The organism is Psychrobacter sp. 1Y4 (assembly GCF_051847555.1).
This window is the reverse complement of sequence record NZ_JBPYDE010000149.1, coordinates 1-1,057: the sequence shown is the minus strand read 5'-3', so window position 1 is coordinate 1,057 and position 1,057 is coordinate 1. Positions and strand designations below refer to the sequence as shown.

The 1,057-nt window shown below is 45.1% G+C and carries 1 protein-coding gene; it reads left to right on the top strand.

Annotated elements, in window-relative coordinates:
* Nucleotides 1-914, top strand: a 914-nt coding sequence (gene sstT / locus ACS8FC_RS14890; RefSeq protein ID WP_439297342.1) for a serine/threonine transporter SstT, incomplete at its 5' end; no start/stop codon positions are given.
* Between the last annotated feature and the right edge of the window lie 143 nt (nt 915-1,057).

Below are 1,057 nucleotides of genomic sequence, written 5' to 3'. Positions count from 1 at the left end.
CCAGCTTTTTATTCCCGACTGACTTGGTGTTGATCAACGCTGATATCGCACAAGTACCACCTGCCGACTTAAAAGAAGTGTTGACGAATTTGTTGATGAATTTGGTCGCCAATCCGGTCAATGCCATCGCAGAAGCCAATTATATCGGCATCTTGGCATGGGCAATCATTATTGGTTTTGCCTTGCGTCAAGCCAGTGATACGGCACGCACTGTCGTGGGTGACTTTGCTGATGCCATCTCACAAGTGGTTAAATGGATTATTGCTCTAGCGCCGTTTGGTATTTTGGGCTTGGTTGCTAGTACGGTCGCTGAGACAGGTTTTGCTTCTTTGGCAGGCTATGCTCGAATTTTGATGGTGCTCATCAGCTGTATGCTGTTTATCGCTTTGGTCGCAAACCCGCTTATTGTTCTTGTTAAGACGGGTAAAAACCCATATCCATTGGTATTCAAATGTCTACGCGAATCAGGAATTACGGCATTCTTTACACGCAGTTCAGCTGCCAACATTCCCGTCAATATGAACCTTGCACGTAAGCTTGGATTGCACGAGGACACTTATTCAGTAACCATTCCACTGGGTGCGACCATCAATATGGCGGGTGCAGCGATTACTATTAACGTGTTGACGCTTGCCGCTGCTCACACGTTGGGTATCGAAGTGACATTTGCTTCAGCGCTTTTATTAAGTCTGGTCGCGACGATTAGTGCTTGCGGTGCTTCTGGTGTTGCTGGCGGTTCGTTGCTGCTCATTCCATTAGCAGCGAGCTTATTTAGCATACCGAACGACATTGCTATGCAAGTGGTTGCGATTGGTTTTATCATCGGTGTGATTCAGGACTCGGCAGAGACGGCTCTGAACTCGTCAACTGATGTTTTATTTACCGCAGCAGCTGATCCTACTTATTCACGTTAATTTTTAGCAAAGCAGTTTCTGTAAATGTAAAAAAGGGCCTTTAGCGGGCCCTTTTTTTATGCGGTATTTTTAGGTTTTAACTACTTTAAATTGTCTACATCAATTTCGATTACTGGTGTTTGCATCTCTATTTGACGCTTGAG